The sequence below is a fragment of the Mesorhizobium sp. M7A.F.Ca.MR.148.00.0.0 genome, assembly GCF_003997735.1.
Taxonomy (GTDB): domain Bacteria; phylum Pseudomonadota; class Alphaproteobacteria; order Rhizobiales; family Rhizobiaceae; genus Mesorhizobium.
Genome location: NZ_RZTB01000010.1, coordinates 57,865 through 77,435, shown reverse-complemented (window position 1 = coordinate 77,435; position 19,571 = coordinate 57,865). Strand labels below are relative to the sequence as shown.

At 60.4% G+C, this 19,571-nt stretch carries 15 protein-coding genes; 3 read left to right on the top strand and 12 right to left on the bottom strand.

Annotated elements, in window-relative coordinates; translation table 11 throughout:
- Positions 1-92 precede the first annotated feature (92 nt).
- From EOB49_RS06205 to EOB49_RS06170, 7 genes are all read right to left on the bottom strand, one after another.
- A complete protein-coding gene (locus tag EOB49_RS06205; RefSeq protein WP_127380495.1) occupies positions 93-572 on the bottom strand; it encodes a class I SAM-dependent methyltransferase in 480 nt (159 codons plus the stop codon).
- A gap of 208 nt (positions 573-780) precedes the next feature.
- Positions 781-1,962 (bottom strand): ABC transporter permease, encoded by a 1,182-nt coding sequence (locus tag EOB49_RS06200; protein WP_127319624.1) that lies wholly within the window; start codon positions 1,960-1,962, stop codon positions 781-783.
- Positions 1,959-2,957, bottom strand: a complete 999-nt coding sequence (locus tag EOB49_RS06195; protein WP_127326880.1) for an ABC transporter permease — start codon at positions 2,955-2,957, stop codon at positions 1,959-1,961. Before EOB49_RS06195 ends, EOB49_RS06200 begins: the two co-directional genes overlap by 4 nt.
- A 2-nt stretch (positions 2,958-2,959) precedes the next feature.
- Positions 2,960-4,858 carry an ABC transporter substrate-binding protein gene (locus EOB49_RS06190; RefSeq protein WP_127380481.1) on the bottom strand — a complete coding sequence of 633 codons (1,899 nt, stop codon included), beginning with the start codon at positions 4,856-4,858 and terminating at the stop codon, positions 2,960-2,962.
- The gene (locus EOB49_RS06185; protein WP_127320273.1) at positions 4,855-6,750 is read right to left on the bottom strand and encodes an ABC transporter ATP-binding protein; all 1,896 of its coding nucleotides are present in this window, start codon (positions 6,748-6,750) and stop codon (positions 4,855-4,857) included. The genes EOB49_RS06190 and EOB49_RS06185 overlap by 4 nt, the downstream gene beginning before the upstream one ends.
- Positions 6,751-6,907: 157 nt before the next feature.
- Positions 6,908-8,242 carry an adenylate/guanylate cyclase domain-containing protein gene (locus EOB49_RS06180; RefSeq protein ID WP_127380480.1) on the bottom strand — a complete coding sequence of 445 codons (1,335 nt, stop codon included), beginning with the start codon at positions 8,240-8,242 and terminating at the stop codon, positions 6,908-6,910.
- Positions 8,243-9,055: 813 nt separating this feature from the next.
- Positions 9,056-10,219, bottom strand: coding sequence for a DUF3095 domain-containing protein (locus EOB49_RS06170; RefSeq protein WP_245472550.1), 1,164 nt, complete (start codon positions 10,217-10,219; stop codon positions 9,056-9,058).
- A 92-nt stretch (positions 10,220-10,311) separates the two neighbouring features.
- On the opposite strand from EOB49_RS06170, the gene EOB49_RS06165 reads away from it, so the two are divergent.
- Together EOB49_RS06165 and EOB49_RS06160 are read left to right on the top strand one after the other, a co-directional pair.
- The gene (locus EOB49_RS06165; RefSeq protein WP_127380478.1) at positions 10,312-11,400 is read left to right on the top strand and encodes a glycosyltransferase family 4 protein; all 1,089 of its coding nucleotides are present in this window, start codon (positions 10,312-10,314) and stop codon (positions 11,398-11,400) included.
- Positions 11,397-12,158: a polysaccharide deacetylase family protein gene (locus EOB49_RS06160; protein WP_127380477.1), complete on the top strand. Its 762-nt coding sequence runs from the start codon at positions 11,397-11,399 to the stop codon at positions 12,156-12,158. The genes EOB49_RS06165 and EOB49_RS06160 overlap by 4 nt, the downstream gene beginning before the upstream one ends.
- A gap of 1 nt (position 12,159) precedes the next feature.
- Here EOB49_RS06160 and EOB49_RS06155 read toward each other — a convergent pair whose 3' ends face one another.
- From EOB49_RS06155 to EOB49_RS06145, 3 genes are read right to left on the bottom strand one after another with little or no spacing between them, the layout of a single operon-like run.
- Positions 12,160-13,014: an MBL fold metallo-hydrolase gene (locus EOB49_RS06155; protein WP_127320283.1), complete on the bottom strand. Its 855-nt coding sequence runs from the start codon at positions 13,012-13,014 to the stop codon at positions 12,160-12,162.
- A gap of 23 nt (positions 13,015-13,037) precedes the next feature.
- Positions 13,038-13,484, bottom strand: coding sequence for a cyclic nucleotide-binding domain-containing protein (locus EOB49_RS06150; protein ID WP_127292062.1), 447 nt, complete (start codon positions 13,482-13,484; stop codon positions 13,038-13,040).
- Positions 13,485-13,518: 34 nt separating this feature from the next.
- Positions 13,519-16,233 (bottom strand): ABC transporter ATP-binding protein, encoded by a 2,715-nt coding sequence (locus tag EOB49_RS06145; RefSeq protein WP_127380476.1) that lies wholly within the window; start codon positions 16,231-16,233, stop codon positions 13,519-13,521.
- 230 nt (positions 16,234-16,463) lie between these two features.
- Here EOB49_RS06145 and EOB49_RS06140 point away from each other — a divergent pair, with 230 nt between their 5' ends.
- A complete protein-coding gene (locus EOB49_RS06140; RefSeq protein ID WP_164761691.1) occupies positions 16,464-17,138 on the top strand; it encodes a class I SAM-dependent methyltransferase in 675 nt (224 codons plus the stop codon).
- A gap of 37 nt (positions 17,139-17,175) precedes the next feature.
- On the opposite strand, the gene EOB49_RS06135 is transcribed toward EOB49_RS06140, so the two are convergent.
- Positions 17,176-18,327, bottom strand: coding sequence for a glycosyltransferase family protein (locus EOB49_RS06135; protein WP_127380475.1), 1,152 nt, complete (start codon positions 18,325-18,327; stop codon positions 17,176-17,178).
- A complete protein-coding gene (locus EOB49_RS06130; protein WP_127380474.1) occupies positions 18,324-19,571 on the bottom strand; it encodes a glycosyltransferase in 1,248 nt (415 codons plus the stop codon). The genes EOB49_RS06135 and EOB49_RS06130 overlap by 4 nt, the downstream gene beginning before the upstream one ends.

The following is a 19,571-nucleotide window of genomic DNA, read 5'->3' as shown; positions in this document are numbered from 1 at the left end:
GTAAACGGTTTTTCGGGAAAAACGCGTAGCACTTTCCCTTGGAATTGCGGTGGAGCAGCGTTTGCGTGAAAAGATGAGGCGCTCTCGGCCGCTCACACGCGCTTGCACAGGAAATAACGATCGGCGGGTTCTGAAGTCGGCGCCGGGAGCCGTTGCAGCAGCGGGTGATCGAGCGGCGTGCCACTGACCGCGAAGCCGCCGACCCGAAGCAGGCTCGCAATCAGATCGGGAAGCCAGGTCGCAGTCACTGCATCCCGATCGTCATAGCCGGTGCCGATGTCGGCATGAACAAGGGCGGCTTCGATGCCAATGAACTTGCGGGCCGTCTCGCGTATTTCGCCGAGCACGAGGTTTTCGGCTTCGGGAATTGAGCTGGCATGTGCGCCGACTTCGCGGTCGAACACCACGATCCGGCGCCCGGGCAGGCGCTCTCGCAGATGGTGGAACGTCCGACCGTTGCCGAGGCCGAGCTCGAATACAAGCCCCTCCATCTTCGCCACCTCGACGCAGACTTGGTCGAGAATGTCGCGCTGTGCGGTCATCCTGCTGATGAAATTCTCGAGGCGACTCATATGCTTTTGTGTGTCCTGAACCAGCAAGAGATCGTCAATGCCGCCGACAAGAACTGTTCACGGGTGAATCCCGAAGGCGCAGTGCCAAACTCGATCACGTGTCGGCACATATAGAGGCGGACCATGAACACTGCAACAACCGTACAGGCAGCCGGCAAGGATCATACCGGGTGGAATAGGCGGCACGGCGCGCGGCAAAATAACAAACTCACTTGTAGGGATCTGCGGCGTCCCGCAAGCCGTCACCGAGGAAGTTAAACGCCATGATGACGAGAATGACGGGAAGCATCGGCAAAAGCAGCCATGGATAGAATGCGATCACGCTGACGCTGCGCGCCTCGGTGAGCAGGATGCCCCAGCTGGTTATCGGCGCTCTCAGGCCGAGCCCGAGGAAGCTCAGCGCCGTTTCGCCCAGGATCATGCCGGGAATGGAGAGCGTCGCCGTGGCGATCAGATGCGACATGAAGCCGGGAATGAGATGCCGGCCGATGATGCGGCTGCTCCCGGCGCCCATCAATTGCGCGGCCAGAACGTAATCCTCCTCGCGCAAGGCCAGAAGCTTTGAACGCACGGCCCGCGCCAGTCCGGTCCAGTCGAGCACTCCGAGGATCACGGTGATGCCGAAATAGATCAGGATCGGACTCCAGGTTATCGGCATGATCGCCGCCAGGGCCAGCCATAGCGGAATGCTGGGAATCGATTGCAGAACTTCGATTATCCGTTGAACGATCAGGTCGAAGATACCGCCGTGATAACCGGCCAGTCCGCCGATGACGATGCCGAGCAGGAAGCTGAAACTGATGCCGACGAGGCCGATTGTCAGTGAAATGCGTGCGCCATAGATCATGCGCGAGAGCACGTCGCGCCCCAGCCTGTCGGTGCCGGCCAGAAAGAGCTGGCCGTTTTCGGCAGCGCAGACAAAATGCCTGTCACCTTCGATCAGGCCCCAGAACCGGTAACTGTCGCCCTTGCAGAAGAAACGGAGCCGCTGAACATCGCCCTGGTCGTCGATGTAGTTCCGCTTGAGCGTGTCCATGTCCAGCGTCATCTGGCGGCCATAGACGAACGGCCCGACGAACTCGCCGTTGTGGAACAGGTGCACCTGCTGCGGCGGCGAATAGATATAGTCCATGTTGCGCGTGTGCAGATTGTACGGCGCCAGAAACTCGCAGATCAATATCCCGAAATAAAGCACTATCAGGAATATGCCGGATACAAGGGCAAGCCGGTGCATGCGGAATTTCCACCACATCAACCGCAACTGCGACGCCTGAAAGACCTTCGACTGCTCCGCCGTCATCGCCTCGACCGACTGCAGGTCAAAGGGCGCGCTGGAAACGTAGTGTTCTAGTGGAGCACCCGGAGCGGGGAGCGGCGAATCCGTCTTCATTTGGTGCTGCCGCCCTGCAAACGAATTCGTGGATCAAGCACCGCCAGCGCCAGGTCGGAAATCAGGACACCGATGACTGTCAGGAAGGCCAGGAACATCAGGAACGACCCCGCCAGATACATGTCCTGGCTTTGCAAGGCCTTGATCAGCATCGGCCCGGTCGTTTCCAAAGACAGCACGATCGCCGTGATTTCGGCGCCGGAGATGATGGCCGGCAGGATGGAGCCGATGTCGGAAATGAAGAAATTGAGCGCCATGCGCAGCGGATATTTGACCAGCGCCTTGAATGGATGAAGGCCTTTGGCGCGCGCGGTCACCACATATTGCTTGTGTAGCTCATCGAGCAGATTGGCGCGCAGCCGCCGGATCATGCTTGCCGTGCCCCCGGTGCCGATGATTAAGACCGGGATCCAGAGATGGGCGAGTATCGACTTCGCCTTGGCCCAGCTCATCGGCTCGCTGAGATATTGCGGGTCCATGAGATGGCCGAGGGACGTGCCGAACCAGATGTTGGCGAAGTACATCAGGATCAGCGCCAGCATGAAGTTCGGAATGGCAAGGCCTAGGAGGCCGAAAAAGGTCAGGCCGTAATCGCCCCAACTGTATTGATGCGTCGCGGAGTACATGCCGATCGGAAAGGCGATGAGCCAGGTGAAGATGATCGTGACGAAGGAAACCAGCACGGTCAGCCACATTCGGTCCCCGACGACGTCGCGAACCGGCAGCTCATATTCGAAGGAATAGCCGAAATCGCCGTGCAGCATCCCGCCGACCCAGTAGAAGTAGCGAATGATCGGCGGCTTGTCGAAACCATATTCCTTGCGCATCATCTCGATGCGATCGGAATCCACCCCTTCGCCCTGCGCCCGAAGCTCGGCGACATAGCTGTCGAAATAGTCGCCGGGGGGAAGTTCGATGATCGTGAACACCAGCGCTGATATCACCAGCAGCGTTGGAACCATCACAGTAATGCGCCAGACAATATATCGAAGCACGCTCAGGACTCTCCAAGCCAGAATGTATCCGGCATGTAGACACCGAAATAGGCGGTCGGATCGTAGCCGAAGAGCGCCTTGTCAGGCAGATTGCGCAGCCGTGAGGACACCAGAATCGGCTGATGCGTTCCGTTCACGGTCCCGATCGAAAACACCTGATCGGTGTAGATCGACAGCATCGAATTCCAGATTTCGGCGCGCTCTGTCGCTTCGGTCGATGCGTTCCAGCGCTTGAGCAAAGCCATCAACTCGATCACTTCAGGAAGATCGGGCGCCTCGCCCATCTTGCCGTGAGACAAGTAGTGAGCACCCCAGAGCGGCCATTGCAGTTGATCGTCGATGGTGGGGGCCAGCTGGCTCGGGTTCATGTCGGCGGTCGGCACGCCATTGTCGATGCCCGACCACATCGACATCATGATCTGGCCGCCAAGCGCGCGGCTGCGGAAGATGTCGCGCTGCGAAGTCCGGATGAACAGGGCGATGCCGATCTTTCGCCAGTGATCGGTGATGAGTTCAAGCGCGTCGGTTTCCAGTGTGCTTTCGCCGGCGGTTTCCACGATTATCTGGGCAGAGCGTCCATCGGGAAGTATCCGCAGGCCGTCATCGTCACGTGCCAGAAGCCCGACCTCGTCGAGCAGTGCATTGGCCTGGTCGGGATCATGGGCAACCCAAGCTTTAGCGAATTCCGGCCGGTAGAGCGGGCTCTCGGACAAGACCGTATCGGCGCTTTCCTGCGCCAATCCATAGAACACGGCCATATTGATCTCGCGCCTGTCCACGGCGAGCGAAAGTGCGCGGCGCACGCGCACGTCACGCAGAAGGCCACGCCACACCTGGTCGGCGCAATTCAGATTCGGCAGCAGCGCCAGCCGAGAACCCTGTGTACGTTTCCACAGGTGCATCTTCACCGGATAGCGCTTCTCCGCGTCTTTCAGGAAGGAGTAGTCGCTGAAGTCAATTCCCATGCATTGCAGGTCGCTCTCGCCCGCACCGGTCTTGGCGGAGATGATCGCCGATGAGCTGACATTCATGATGATCCGGTCAACGTAGGGCAGTTGCCGGCCGTTCTCGTCTATTCGATGAAAGAACGGGTTGCGCTCGAAGATGAATTGCTCGGCCGGCGGCTTGGTCCGGTTCTGCCAGGGGTCGAGCGTCGGCAGTTCCGGGTTCTCCGGGCGATACTGCCGCGACATGCGGATATGCAGGAGCGTCCATTTCTGGGTCCGGTTCTCCTTCATCAGGCCGGCGAGCCGGAATGAATCCTGATATTTCTTGTGGAACTGCTTGAGATAGGCGGCCGGCAGGACAAGCGATAGCGGCGAAGCGGCAGCGAGCTTGGGCAGGAAGTCTGGATTGGGCGCATCCCAGCTGTAGCGGACCGTCAACGGATCGACGATCTCGAAGCGTGGCGGCTTGCCGTCCGCCAGCAGGGCGGGGGCGAGCCCGCCTTGCGAAAGCTCGTCGTTCAGCCAGACATCTTCCCAACAATAGCGAAAATCCTCCGGCGTCAGCAGGCTGCCGTCAGACCATTTGTGCCCTTCCCGTATCTTGAAGGTGAAGACGCGATCATCCGCCACGTCGAAACGCTCGAGAATGTCGGGTTGCATGTTGAGCTTTTCGTCATAGCCGACCAGGCGAGAATACCCGTAGATCGTCATCATCCGGATATCTTTCTGGCTGCCGATGATTGTCCGCAGCGTGCCGCCATACTGGCCGGGCAGCCGGCCCATTGCAGCGAGATTCAGCGCGCGCGGACTCTTGGGCAGGCGCTCAGCGAGTGCCGGCAGCGCCTTGACCGTCAGTTGTTGCCGAAGAAATTCCGGCTCCAGATCGCCGGCGCGCGACGTCCCTGGCAGAAATGCCGAAGCCATGAGACCAAGGACGGTGCGCCGGCTCATCAATGGCGTAACTCACTGATATCGGCCGAATGTCTCGCCAGCACGAGGTGGCCACCGCCAAGATCGAGTGGTGACAGCCTATCTTCGTCGCCCTCGTCGCGGAATTGCGGTCCCCATGCGCTGGTGTCGGAAGCTCCGCTGAGCTTCAGCGTCTTGAAATCCATCGGCCTGTCGAGATCGGGGAAAGGTACCGCGGCGACCAGGGAGCGCGTGTAGGGGTGGATTGGTTTCCTGAGCAGAATTTCGCGCGGCGCAAGCTCGACGATACGCCCGCCGCACATCACCGCGATGCGGTCTGCCATGTAGTCCACCACCGCCAGATTGTGGGATATGAACAGGTAGGTCAGGCCCAGTTCTTTTTGCAGGTCCTTCAGAAGATTCAGGATCTGCGCCTGGACAGAGACATCGAGCGCCGAAACCGGCTCGTCGCAGATCAGGAGTTCGGGCCCTAGCGCCAACGCACGCGCGATGCCGATGCGCTGACGTTGCCCGCCGGAGAAACTGTGCGGATAGCGCTTTATGAAGCGCGGATCGAGCCCGATTGCCTGCATCAGGCTCTTGACCGTGGCGAGTCGGGACGCCGCATTGCCACGTTGATGGATCTCCAGCGGCTCGCTCAAGATGTTCTCCACCGTCATGCGAGGTGAAAGCGACGAAACCGGGTCCTGGAAGACCATCTGGATTTTCGCGCGCAATATGCGCAGGGCATCTCCCTCTGCGCCCAGGACGTCGGTCGGTCCATCGCGGCCGTTGAAGATCACAGAACCGCCGCTGGGGGTGATGGCCCGCATGAGGATCTTGCTGACGGTTGTTTTGCCACAGCCGCTTTCGCCGACCAGACCCAGACACTCACCCCGCCTGATGTCGAAGCTCACGCCGTCCACGGCGCGAACAGAGGTTTGATGACCCCCGCTGAACCATCCGGACTTGCGGGTGGTGAAGGTCTTTGTCAGATCCCTCACCGAAAGCAGAATGTCCTCCGGCCCCTTCGATGCCGGCGCAGTCTGCTTGCCGAGCAGGTTCCCAACGTTCACCGGCACCTCGCGGAGCGCCTTTAGCCTTTCACCAGGCTTCAGGTCGAAATGCGGAACGGCTGCCATCAGGCCCTTCAGGTAAGGGTGGCCCGGCCGGCGGAATATCGCCTCGACAGGCCCCATTTCCATGATCTCGCCATGGTACATGACCACCACCTCGTCGGCGACATTGGCGACCACGCCAAGGTCGTGCGTGATCAGCAGCATCGCCATGTTCAGCTTGGTCTGAAGCCCGCGCAGCAAATGCAGGATTTGCGCCTGGATGGTGACGTCCAACGCCGTCGTCGGCTCGTCGGCGATCAACAAAGCAGGCCGGCAGATGAGCGCCATGGCGATCATGGCGCGTTGCCGCAATCCTCCCGAAAGTTCAAAGGGATACATGTCATAGGCGCGTTTGGGATTGGGGAAGCCGACAAGGCCGAGCATTTCCTCGGTCCGCGCCTTGCGCTCCGCCCGAGCCATAGGCGTATGAATCTGCAAGGATTCGCTGACCTGGTTGCCGATCGTGTGCAGCGGCGACAGCGATGTCATTGGCTCCTGAAAGATTTTGCCGATGCGGCTGCCTCTCAACGCCCGGATTTCGGTTCCGTCACGCTGCATCTGCAGGATATCCTGCGTCGTTCCGGGCTTTTCAGGATCGGAAAACAGGATACGGCCGCGAACATGGGCCGTATTCGGCAAAATGCCCATCACTGCCTGGCTGAGAACCGATTTTCCGGAACCGGACTCTCCCACAAGCGCGGTAACCTTGCCGGGCAGGACGCGGAGATTTGCGCGCCTGACGGCATGCAACGGTCCCCCGATTATGGCAAAAGAGATGCCAAGATCCTCGATCCGCAGCAGATCAATGCCCGAATTCATCCTCACACCAGCCCCACTCTGGCAGTCTGCCGGGCGGCAGACCCAAAAAACGAGACTAGCGTATTGCCAGCCTAGAGCAACTTGGATTCGAATCGAATTCCGCGACGGAACCGGCGACCGGGCTGCACACCAAGGCTTTCGGACCGGATCGTGTCGGTTACTGAAGCTTTCTCCGGTCGCTTGCCGACAACCGCGCGGCATCGCGATGAAGCAGCATGACCTGCTCGGCGTCCGATATCCGGTCGTGAATCGGCGCAGCGTCTTCATCGAGAGCGAGAGCACCCGACAAATCGGGTGAAAGCACCGTCAGCTTCTGCTTGCTACCCGCCAGTTCCTCCGTGCCGAGTGTCAGCCAACTGTTGTCGCCGCAATAGCTGGCGAAGTCCTTGCTGGCGAGAACGCTGTGCGGATATTTCTTGGTCAGGGTCTGGAGACGCTGGACCTCGTTTACAGCCGAGCCGAAGACAGAGAATGTCAGCCGATCGGTAAGTCCGACGTTGCCGAACATCACATTGCCGACATGCAGGCCGATACCAAACTTAATGTCGCCCAATCCCTGCTCCTTTCTGCTCAGATTGAGCTCCATCATGCGCGCGCTGGCCTTGTGCGCTGCCGCAAGAGCAGCCTGGCAGGCGATCTCGGACTGCGAGCGATGCCTTTCGCAGGGGTAGACGGCGATGAAGCCATCACCCAGGAAACTCATGATCTGCCCGCCTTTGCGATTGAAAGGCGCAGCGATGGCATCGAAAAACTGGTTCAGCGTATCGATGTAGATTTCGCGACCGGAGGTTTCGGCAAGCCTTGTCGACCCGCGCATATCGCCCATGACGAGTGCGGCCCGGATTGTGTCACCTTCGCCGCGCTTAATCTGGCCATCCAGCACACGCCTGCCGGCGTCGCCGCCAAGATAGGTGGTCATCATGTTGTCGGCGAGCTTGGTGAGCACCGCCATCTTAGTGGCGATAGCGAGATAGTTCTGGATCCGCAATAGCGCCGAAATCATGCCGTCGCTGAAGCCTGAAGCACTGTCGGTCGACCAAGACCCCATCATGCCCTGACTGGTATCGCCGTTGAAGGGATGCACGAAAGCCATGTAGTCGGTGACGCCCATACGCCCGAGGTCATCGAAAACAGGAAACTCCGACCGCACCGACGGGTCGAGCCGGCGCCGCAGGTGGTCGAGCTTGTTGCTGAGCAGATGGTAGTATGGGCTGGTCAGGAATCTGTCGGAATGAACGCCGTTCTCACTGCGGAAGCCTTCCACTTCCAGACCCTGGCCGCGAAGCCAGGTAAAGCCAAGCGCGTCATAAAGCGGATGAAGCATCGAAAAGCTCAAATGCACCCGCTTCAGCGGCAGGCCGGCAGCAGCCAGCCGTTCACAAAAGCCCTTTACCAATGTTTCCAGGTCGTTGCCCGCCAGCGCCGATTGGCTCAGCCAGTCGGCAACTTTATCCATGAGAATGGTGGAAATTTCTGCTTGCGCTGTGCTCATGCCATCTCAAACCCGTCGAAGACGAGCCATCTCCTTTGATCCGCCACACAATCGAAGTCAGTGAAGCCGGCTTCGGCGACGAAAGCCGGCGAAGAATTTCCTAAATAACTCCTTGCAGGAAGGAAACAGGCGTAAAACAGCATCTATCACCTGGAACCCTATGTGGCGAGGCTTCCGGCGGAGTGCAATCTCGATCCTGACATCGGGCAAAGAATTCGCCGTCTCAGACACCGTCGGGCCTTCACCACTGTCTCTTGGGCCACCCCGAGACGGCCAAAAACATTGCGTGTGTCGACGATCAGAGAAGCGTGATCAGCGATCGCCTGATAGTCGATCGCGTCGTGGCCGGTTGCCACGACGACAGCATCGAATCCTTCGGGGATCCTCTCCGGCTTCCGGTGTTTCGTCAGCGGTGTCGGAACGCAGATTATGATGGCATCGCAGACGGCTAGTTCGAGAAATCCGCAGTGGCGCGGAACCGCCCGGTTGGCAAGGGCTGTCAACGTCACTGCCTCAAGGAGGATTGGCCGTTGTTCAAGTTCTCGACCTTCCGGGTTTCGATGTCGAAGCCGGAAAACCGGGGACCCGGCGCGTGCGATCGCAACCGACAGCGGCAACTCGACATAGCCAGCCCGATCACGCTGACATGCGCGGCGCGCCTCGAAATCCGGTTAAGAAGACGGTCATATCGTGAGGCGTCCAAAAAATCTGCTTTCCCGTCAATTCGGACAGGTTACCCCTCCCATGGCGAGGCTCACCGGTGCCAAGAACCATGAGTGAGGGCATATTGCGGAACTCGAATTCCGCAAGCAGTCAGCAGACCGGCGCCTTCGCCTTCAGGCTTGCGGCAGCCATCGCGTAGCCGCCGGCGGCGCCATCGATGAAGTGAACGTGATCGCGCTGCAGCGGCGAGATGACGAGGCAGGTCATCAAGGCGGACTTCTGGCGGTGCAGGCCATAATTGCAGATGCCCGCTTCTTCCGCCTGCTTCAGCCGGTCTTGGATCCGATGCAGCACATCCGCGTCAACGTCGATGGTCATCTTCAAGCCGTCGTCGAACTTTCGGAAATCCGAATTGCTGGCCACCTCGCGTTTGTAGACCTTCGGATCGAAACGGCCAATCGTCCAGCCAAATCGATCGGTTGCAGCCGTAAGCGTCATCAGGAACACGATCCACAGCTTCGACCGCCACCGCCATCCTGCCGGGGCCATCGCCCGCGCCTCGACATCCAGGCCGGCGGGCAGCAGACTGTAGCCTGGGCCGTCCACCGGCACCGGGTGGCCATCGCGCTCCTGCCTGCCGGCGAGGGCGATGATGTCGGAAGCCAGAAACTGAAACCCGCGCAAGTCGCGCGACGCCCCCGGTGTGGCTATGATCGAGACGATTTCGCCATGCCGGGCCTCGATCGGGTTCCAACGGCAGGAGAGGCCGGTCAGATCCGGCCGCGCGCCGGCCGGCGCAGGATCGATGCGGTAGCGCCCCGCTTTCATCTCAGCTTCCGCCCAACTGCCGCCACCGCCGGCGAACATGGCATAGAAGGCCGCTTCGGAAGCCCGGAACCTCGCCACGCGAACGTCGAGGCCATGCGCCCTTATGTCCCCTATCGGTACGATCGCGGCGCGCAAGGTAAGGCCCAGTTCGTCCGCCACCCACCTTTGGACGGCCGCCAGCGCGTTGCGGGCTATCTCCAGCGCCGAGCCGGGAAACGCCACGAGCGCGCCGTCGCCGCCGAAGACAAAGGGGAGGTCTTGCCGACCCAGCGCATTGAGCAGCGCCGAAATGACGCTTGCGCCGGCCATATTGACGGTTTTATAGCGCCCCGCCTCGATCGCCTTGGTCGAGCCGACAATGTCGGCAGTGGCCAGCGCCCAGCCATCGGGGAGGGGCCGATAGTTATCGATGTCGGCAACGCTTTCGAACTTTGCGAAGACCGGCAAAGAAGCGACAAACGGGTCGGACGCGACAGCTGTTTCCATGGCCATTAGATAGCATATTCCACGGCTTGAAGGTGAAGTCGATTACGCTTGGAAATTGACTTGCGCAGGCTTTCCGGTGATAGGGTCGCGCGATGCGAATTGCCTTCTACGCGCCGCTGAAGTCACCCAATCATCCCGTTGTTTCCGGCGACCGCCAGATGGCACGGATGCTTGTCAAAGCGCTGGAGCACGGAGGGCATAGCGTCGAACTGGCATCTGAGTTGCGCTTCTATCTACGCCAGCCGGAGTCGAAAAGTTTCGAGGCACTAAAGATCGAGGCCGCAGAGGAAGCCGTGCGGCTGACCAAGCTTTGGGATCGTGACGGCAAGCCCGATCTCTGGTTCACCTACCATCCTTATTACAAGGCGCCCGACTTGATCGGGCCGGAGCTGGCGTCGGCCTTTGCTGTCCCCTATGTGACAGCGGAAGCCTCCTATTCCAGGCGACGCGATGCCGGCTTGTGGGCCGATAGCCAAGCATTGGTGGCGCGAGCCATCGAACAGGCGGCGATGAACATCTGCTTCACCCAAAGGGATCGTCAGGGACTGGCGGATGCTATTCCCAAGGCCGCTTTCGGTATGCTTTCGCCCTTCATCGACACATCGGCATTCCGGGAAATCCCGGCACGGGGTTGTCCGACGCGCCTCATTACCGTCGCCATGATGCGCCCGGGCGACAAACTGGGCAGCTATCGCATGCTGGCGCAAGCGCTCGGCTTGATAGGTCATCTGCCTTGGACCATGTCGGTCGTCGGAGACGGCCCAGCCCGCGACGAGGTCGAAGCGCAATTCGCCGGCCTGCCCGCCGATCGCATCGAATGGATTGGCTCGATCGAGCCAGCCGCCGTGCCAGATGTCCTTTACACCGGGGGAATCTATGTCTGGCCGGGTTATGGCGAGGCCTACGGCGTTGCCTATCTTGAAGCACAGGCCGCCGGCCTTCCGGTGGTGGCCCAGGACATCGCCGGCGTGCCGGAGGTCGTGCGGGATGGCCAGACCGGGTTTCTAACCCCGCCGGGCGATGTCGCGGCGTTCGCTTCCGCCATTGAAAGGCTTCTGGCCCGTGACGACGAAAGAACCATCATGGCCGCGGAAGCCAGGCGTTTCGTTCTCGAAGAGCGTTCCCTCGGTGGGGCAGCTGCGCGTCTGGCCGGACTTATTGCGAAGGTCCCGGTCTCATGACGTCCGATCCGATCTGGCAGCCCTTGGTGGAAGAGCTGGCGCGCCTGCAACGGGCGGGCCGCAAGGCGGAGTTCTGGCTGCGCGACGACGACGCCGTGGATCCGACGCCTGCGCTTAATCGGCTGCTCGACCTCACCGGTGAATTCGCGGTTCCGGTCACTCTGGCCGTCATTCCGGCCCTGACCGACGCGAAGCTTGTCGCCCGGCTTGACGAGGCCCCGCATGTCACGGTCGCGATCCATGGCTGGGCGCACCGAAATCATGCGCCCGAGGACCAGAAAAAGCAGGAGCTCGGCGCGCATCGGCCACGCGAGGCGGTGCTCGATGATCTGGCTCGCGGACTGTCGCGAGTAACCGGCCTGCACGGCGCACGTGCCGTTCCGATGCTGGTGCCGCCATGGAACAGGATCGACGCCGGCGTGGTATCCGACCTTGGATCGATAGGTTTTGCGGCCTTGTCAGTCTATGGGCCGCCGAAGCCGGATTCATTGGCGGTCATCAACAGCAATGTCGACATCATGGATTGGCATGGCACGCGCGGCTGCCTCGATCATGGTCTATTGGTCCAGGCTATCATCGCACACTTGCAGCATGCATCCGACGGCGAGCCGATCGGCCTGCTCACCCACCATCTTGTACATGATGAATCGGCCTGGCTTTTCCTCGAACGATTGTTGACAGTCACCGCACAGGCTGAACCCTGTGCATGGCTTCCGATCAGGACATTGATCGGGCGCCGCGCGGGTAAAGGAAAATAGCTCAGCGCTTTCTGTGCGATGAGACCGGGAATTTGAGCATCTGGCCATCCCGCGCGGCAAAAGCGCCGGCAAACCTGTCCTTGGCCAGCTTCTCCATCTCGTCCAGTTGCTCGTCGGTGCGTGTCGGGTCGTGGTGAAACAGCGCAAGCGCCCGTGCACCAGCAGCCTCACAGAGCTTGACACCCTGTTGCCATGTCGAGTGCCCGTTACCGCGGCGGCGTTCCATTTCCTTCTCGGTGTAGGTGCAATCGTAAATGACGAGGTCGGCATCTTCGATCAGGTCGAGCACCGACTGATCGAGTTTGTCCGGCTCGTGCTCGGTGTCGGTGATCACCGCCACGACGCGGCCGCCCCATTCGATCCGGTAGCCTATGCAGCCTCCCGGATGGGTGAGACTGCCGGTCCGAACCACCACCCCTTCGCGCGGCCGAAGCACGTCTCCGGATACAAAATCGCGGCAGTCGAGATTTGCCTTGCAGACGTTCATTTTCACCGGAAACCACGGCGGCCGTATGAACTCATCGATAATCTGCCGGGTCGTCATGCGTCCTGCAAGATGCCCGGACCAAAGCGTAAGCTTGACGCTCGGGTCGAAGATAGGCGCAAAAGCCGGCAGCCCGATGATGTGATCGTAATGGCAATGGGTGAAAAGCAGGTCGAAATCGGTCACATCCGACGCCTGAAGCGCCCTACCGGCAGGCCGCAGGCCAGAACCTGCGTCGAACAGAAGCGTATGCTTGCCGCATCGCATCTCAATGCAGATTGTGTTGCCGCCATAGCGAGCGAATTCTGGCCCGGATACAGCAATGCTGCCGCGCACGCCCCAAAATCTGACCAGGAAAAAATCGTCGTCCATGCTACCTTTCGCTCATCATAGCTCTAGGCGCTTCGTGCGTCGATCAGATCCGCGGTCGTATGGCTTAGCCGATCGGCAAGAACCCGCAATATCTCGATGGTCATTTCCGGGAACTCCTTCATAAGCCTCAGGAAATGATCCTTGCGGATTCTCAAGGCCTCCAGATCACTTGCCGCGCTGACGGTGGCAGTGCGGGAGCTGTTGCACAATATGGCGATCTCGCCGACGATCGAATTTGGCAGCAGTTCCGCAACCTTTATCGGCCCGCTGTCGGAATCGACCAGAATATCCGCCCTGCCTGAAAGGATGACATAGGCAGCGTCTGCCTCGTCGCCCTGCCGGAAAAGAATCTGGCCGGCGCTGTAATTCACGCGATCGGATGTGAACGCGAGCAGCTTGAGCTTTGCCGGCTCAATGCCGGAGAACAAGGGAACGCGTTGCAGCATTCCAACTTCATCCTTGAGCAGCATTGTCGCAAACCTTCCTAAATTCGCGTCTGCCAGACTATGACAGAAGTTCCTTGAAGATACCGTTCTCTGCCAAAAGTGTCTCGTGTGTACCGTCTTCCACCAATTGCCCCGAGTCAAAGACGATAACGCGATCGAACATCATCGCCATTGCCGGACTCGTCACGACCCACACAATTGCCGGCGAATGGCCGTCGCGTCTGGCTTCCTCGAGCACGTTTCGCAGCACCTTGTCCTGGATACGCTGGTCGAGCGCCGACAGCGGCCGGTTGAGAATGAGAAAATCGGGACGCTTGAGCAGAGCCCGGGCAACATCGAGCTTCTGTCGCTGTCCGCTGGTCAGCCGCCTTCCACCGGCGCCGACGTTGAAGTCCAGGCCGACATCCAGAAGCTCGGCATAAAGCCCCAGCTCGTCAAGAATGTCATAGACGATGGAGCGTATGCGGTCCGGCGCGTCGGGATGGTTGTTTCCCACACGGCCGAATAGGACATTGTCCATGACGGTGGCCGCGGCAATGTATTTGGCAGGATCATACCGTTCGATCGCGTTGTGCAGTTCGGGCGGCAGGTTCTCATAGAACCGGTTGCGTGCGGCGACGATCTTGCTCATCAACTCGTCGGTCAGCAGGCCGAAGCGGTGCCGGGGCTCGATATAGGCAAAGCTCAAGGTGATGATCATGGCGCGGTCGGCCTCCGAAACCGCCTCGTAGGGGCGGTTCTTGAGCCGCTGTAGCAAGGTCTCGTAGGCGGGGATCTCCTCGGCGCTCATGAAGGCGAGCTGCTGGAAGAACTGGTGATCTGGCGGCAGGTCGGCAAACAGCTCGATCGCCTGTTCGGCGATCTCCATGCCCATCTCGTAGAGCGTGCTGTCGAGGCCGGCCTGCTTCAGCACGGAAGCAAAGTAGGGATTGGCCGCCAGAGCCTTGTCGGCCAGTTCGGGGCCGGCGGCGGCGCCGAAAAGCAGGTTCTGGCCGATCGTCGCTTCCGTGTTGTAAGCGCCCGGCTCGAAAGGAACCACCAGTTCGCGCAGTCCTTCCTGTTCGAGCCGGGTTCGCAGCGCTGCACGCAGTTCGACGATCCGCCCGGCGAGCTTCGTGTGACGCGTGAGGTCGGCCGAAGAGCGCAAGCCAAGATCCAGAATGTCGCGCGACAGAAGAACCGCGTCGAGCACCCGGCGCACCGCTTCAAAGAGGTCGTGCGGGCCGGTAGCACCGGCGGAAGCATAGTCGATCCAGTCGCTGTGGACGTCGAAATCCGGATTGCCCGACCGGCGCGCCTCGTCCATGTTCCAGCGCTGCTGGTCTGCCGCGGTGCCGTCATAAGTCACCGATGTCAGCGGTGCATGCTTCAACCCGTAGAGCAAGTTATCGCGCAGGCTTGCTTGGAACAGGAAAACATCCGACGAGGCGTAGGACATGCGCCGGCCGGTCACGGCTTCGGGGAGTTCAAGCAGGTCATCGGCGCCCGAAGCGACCTTTCCACTCTCTGGCCAGTTCAGACGCGCGAAGGCTTCTGCTAGCGCCTCTGCTCCGCCTGTCGGGGTGCTGACCAGCGCCACCGTCTCAGCCGGCTTGACCTGCATGGAGACACGGTTGAGGAGCATTGCACCGCCATCGTCTGCTATGGACAGACCGACCGCCGACAGCGGCTTTGTCATCGGACCGGGATCGTCGATCGCCAGTGCCGCGATTCCCGGCGCAATGATATCCTCGACGGTGAACTGTTCAACGACCTGCTGATATTTGACCTGGACATCCTGCCGATCCTGATCCCAGTCGATCAGTTCCTTCATCGGTCCGGGCAGGTCCTTGTAGGCTCCGATCACCGCCACGAGCTGACCGACGTCCAGCCGGCCCCCTATGACCAGATACCCGCCGATCATGTAGAACAGAAAGGGCGTGAGCTGTGCGAGAAAATTGTTGAGGAACTTTACCATGAATTTCCATTGGTAAAGATCGAAGCGGATCTTGAAGATGAGCCCTAGCCTAGCAGCTATGTCGGCGCGCTCGTAGTTCGACGTGTCGTGGACGTGAACCGCGCCGATACCGTCGACGATTTCGCCAACCCGGCCGGAAAGCGCGCGCGCCGTCAACTGCCGTTGGCGCCCAAGCACGAGCAGCCGCCGCCGCATCCGCGGGATGAGTACGATCTGGATGATCACGATCACCATCGCTATCATTCCGAGCCAGGCGTTCTGGACCATGATGAACAGCATGGCCGTCAGCGCCTGGCCGCCGAGCAGCACCGGCTGCAGGAAGGCATCGCCGATAAAGCCGCCCAGCGGCTCCACCTCATCCTTCACCATGGTCGCCACTTCGGCGGATTTCACCCGCTTGAAGTAAATCGGCGGAAACCGCAGCACACGATCGATCAGATCGAAGCGAATACGCCGCAGCATGCGTTCGCCGAGGCGGCCCTTGTAGGTGTTGATGTAGAGTTTGAACAGGCCGTTGATGACGACCAGCAAGAGGAACACAAGGCTCAGGGCAAGCAGCGTCTCCTTGCGGTCCAACTGAAAACCGGAGAAGAACTGGACCTCGCCAATGAACGGCAGGTTATAGTGCAATTTCATGAAGGGCAGGGTCGCGCCGGGTTGCTCGAACCCCTTCCCCTGGATCGGGCCGTTGACGATCAGCTTCGGCAGGTCGAAGGACATGAAATATGGGATCATCGAAAGCAGGACGATCATCAATATCCAGATCTGCTGCTTCCGGGTGTGCGTCCAGATATAGCGGGCTAGGCTGGGTTCCATATGCGGCTGTCAGTTTGGAGGAAGCAGGCGGTGAAAGCACCTGCTGGCAAACGATGTATCGGCAATGTCTTCGCGGATGGACGCCGCTGGTCCGGACAGACGCAACCGGCCCCCATCGTGACCGTGCAACGGCGAAACGGCTGGTGGCATAGTCTCATCCGCAAGTCGAACAGCCTTGGGTGAGGCAATATTGCGTTGTGTAGCCCGAAATCCCAACATAGAAGACGAATATGATGGATGTCACGCAAGCACGCAATGCCGGCATTGACGGGCACGAACAAGCCTTGGACCTCGCCCGGGGAATTGCCGCGTATGTCGACCACCCTCTTGTCGCCGGGCTGGCGCGGGTCATCGCCAAGCATCCGACGGCCGATATCGCCAACGCCTTCAACCACAAGCAGGTCGCCTGCAAGATGTGGGCGCTCGACAAGCTGTTCGAAAACGACGGCGGCCGGTTCGGGCGCATATGGGTTCTGGGCGGATGGTACGGCGTATTGCCGGCAATGCTTTTCAACGACGCCCGTTTCGACATTGCGGCGATCGACAGCATCGACATCGATCCCAAAGTCGGGCCGGTCGCCCGGACCCTCAACCGGGAAGCCGGCGACCGCTTCCGGGCGCTGACGGAAGATATGTACGCACTCGACTATGCGGCCGGTCGGCCCGACCTGGTGGTCAATACGAGCTGCGAACACATAGCCGACCTGGGTGCCTGGCTTGCCCTGCTTCCGCGGGGCACGAAGGTGCTACTGCAATCGAACGATTACTTCAGCGAGCCGACGCACATCAACTGCGTGGCTTCGCTTGCAGCCTTCGAAGCAATGGTGGCGCTACGGGAGATCAGGTTCTCCGGCGAACTGCCGACAAAAAAATATACCCGCTTCATGCTGATTGGAACTGTTTGAAGCGCGTTGCGCGAATCCAACCGAGATATGACCTGCGCTAGGATTTCGAGGACCAGGCTCGATGCCGCTCGCGCAGGATTTGCGCCGAGTGACGGGCGCCTTCCAGATCGAGACGATGCGCGGCTGGCGTCGGTCCCGCAAGCGCCTGTTCGATCGCTTGCGCCAGACACTCAGGCGTCAGGTCGTTTTCCCTCAGAACCGTCGCCAAACCCAGTTCTTCGAGCATCAAGGCTCGAACCGTCTGTTCCGTTTCCCCGCCGGCTGCAAAGGGAACGAGCAGCGAGCGACAGCGCGCGCGCAGGACATCGCAGACAGTGTTGTAACCCGCCTGCGAGACCGACAGGCGGGCGCCGGTCAGCAAGCTGGCGAAATCCTCGCGAAACCGGAAGATGGACAGGCTCGGCGTCGCATCGCGTGTAATCGCGTCAAACTCGTCCTTCGGCAGGTTTGGGCCGGTGATCAGACACCATTTCCAGGCGTTGTCGGCATTCCGCGCTGATGCGATGGTGGACCGGACAAGGCTCTTTCCGGCGGCCCCGCCGCCAACCGACACCACAACGTCGAAACGCTCGGAGGCCGCGGGCGCTGGTGGCGCGGCAACGAGCCCCGTGTACGCAACCTCGGCCCTGATCGCTCCCGCCAGTGGAAATGTCTTGTCTAGGGTTGCGAAAGCCGGATCGCCATGGACCATGACAAGGTCAAAATGCCTGTTAACGAGATCGACCGTTTCCTCGTTTCGGCCCGGCTTGACGCGGTCCTGAAGGATATCACGGACGGACGTCACCAGAAGCGGTCTGGGCGACGCCGCGTCGATGGCCTCGATCAGCGGCAAGAGTTCGAAACGCATCTGCCGGCGCCCAAATGGAAACGCCTCGACAATGACGATATCAGGCCTGCAATCCCGGAATGCCTGCAGCAGCATCTCTGAACGCCGTTTCTTGAAATCATCGTCAATGGGCTTACCCTGCAGGTCGACAAGACCCGAAAATCCTTCATCACCGGAGGTGACAGATGGCAGGGTTACAGATATTGCCCCCAATCCCGGAAACCCCGCGACCGGCGCTCCGCCAGTGACGATGGTTACGTCAAACCCGTCATCGACCAGAGCCGCCGCGACGCGGCTGGAGCGCGCGAGATGGCCGATGCCGAGCAGGTGCTGGACATAGAAGAAAGCGCGCAGCCGCTTCATTCGGCGGCCCGCCACTCCCGTTCGAACAGCTCCTTGAGCTGTCCGATGCTTGCCATATGATCGAAGTTGCCGCGCACGCGCCGCTCTGCGGCGTCGCCGAGGCAGGCGCGCAGCACGGGATCACGGATCAGTCGCTCCAGCGCCTGTGCCAGGGCAATTGGATTTTCCGTCGAAACCAGCAGCCCGGTTTCATCCGGCGATATAAGCTCCGGCACGCCGGAAATATCGGTCGACACGCAGGCAAGCCGTTGGCTGGCCGCCTCCACCAGAACATTCGGCAGACCATCGCGGTCACCATTTATGGTGATCCTGCAGGCCAAGGCGAACATATCGGCGCGGCGGTAGTGCTCAAGCACCTCCTCCTGCGCAAGCGCGCCTTTCCAAGAGATGCGACCATCCAGTCCGAGCTTTTGCGCCAACGCCTTGAGCCGCTCCAGTTCCTCGCCGCCGCCAATATGCTCGAAACGCCACGCTAAATCGACGGGCAAGAGGGCAAGGGCCTCCAGCAAGGTGTCGTAACCTTTCTTTGCAACGGCGCGCCCGACACTCAGAACGATAACCGGTTCGTCCGGCGCCGAGCCGTCGTGCTGTTTTCGTGCCTCGCCGAAAATGCCGAAGCGATCAAGGTCGAGCCCATGATAGCTCAAATGCACGGTCGAGTTGCCGTCGGCGAGTTTTTTCAGACGGTCGAAGCCGGTTTTCGTGCAAGTTACCGTCCAGCGTGCCGAGGAAAGCTTGCTGGCCAGATCCCAATCCGCCGAAGTCCAAATGTCCTTGGCATGGGCCGAGCAACTCCAGGGCAAACCAAGAAGCTGGCTGGCATAGCGCGTCACCGATGCCGGCGTGTGGGCGAAGTGCGCATGCAACCATGCCGCGTCTTCGGGCCATTCGGCCGCTAGCACGAGCGCTTGCCCGAAACGGCGCGCGCGATTGCGCGTAAAGTCGCGCGGGATATCGACCGCCAGCGATCCCAGTGCACGCCAGAAGCCCGGCCGCAGCAGCAAACAAGCAAGAAGCGAGCGAACCACGCGCAGCGGCTCTTCATGCAGATATTCCGGCAGATAATGGACGGGCGCTTTGATCTCGTCATGCACGGGGTGGCGTTTTGCGTCGGTCGGCCGCCTGAGCGCAACGAGTACCAGATCGAACCCCGCACGCTCCAGTCCGAGCAGTTCCTGCGCGATGAAGGTTTCCGACAGCCGCGGATAACCCTTCAGAACCACGACGATCTTGCGATGTTGCAA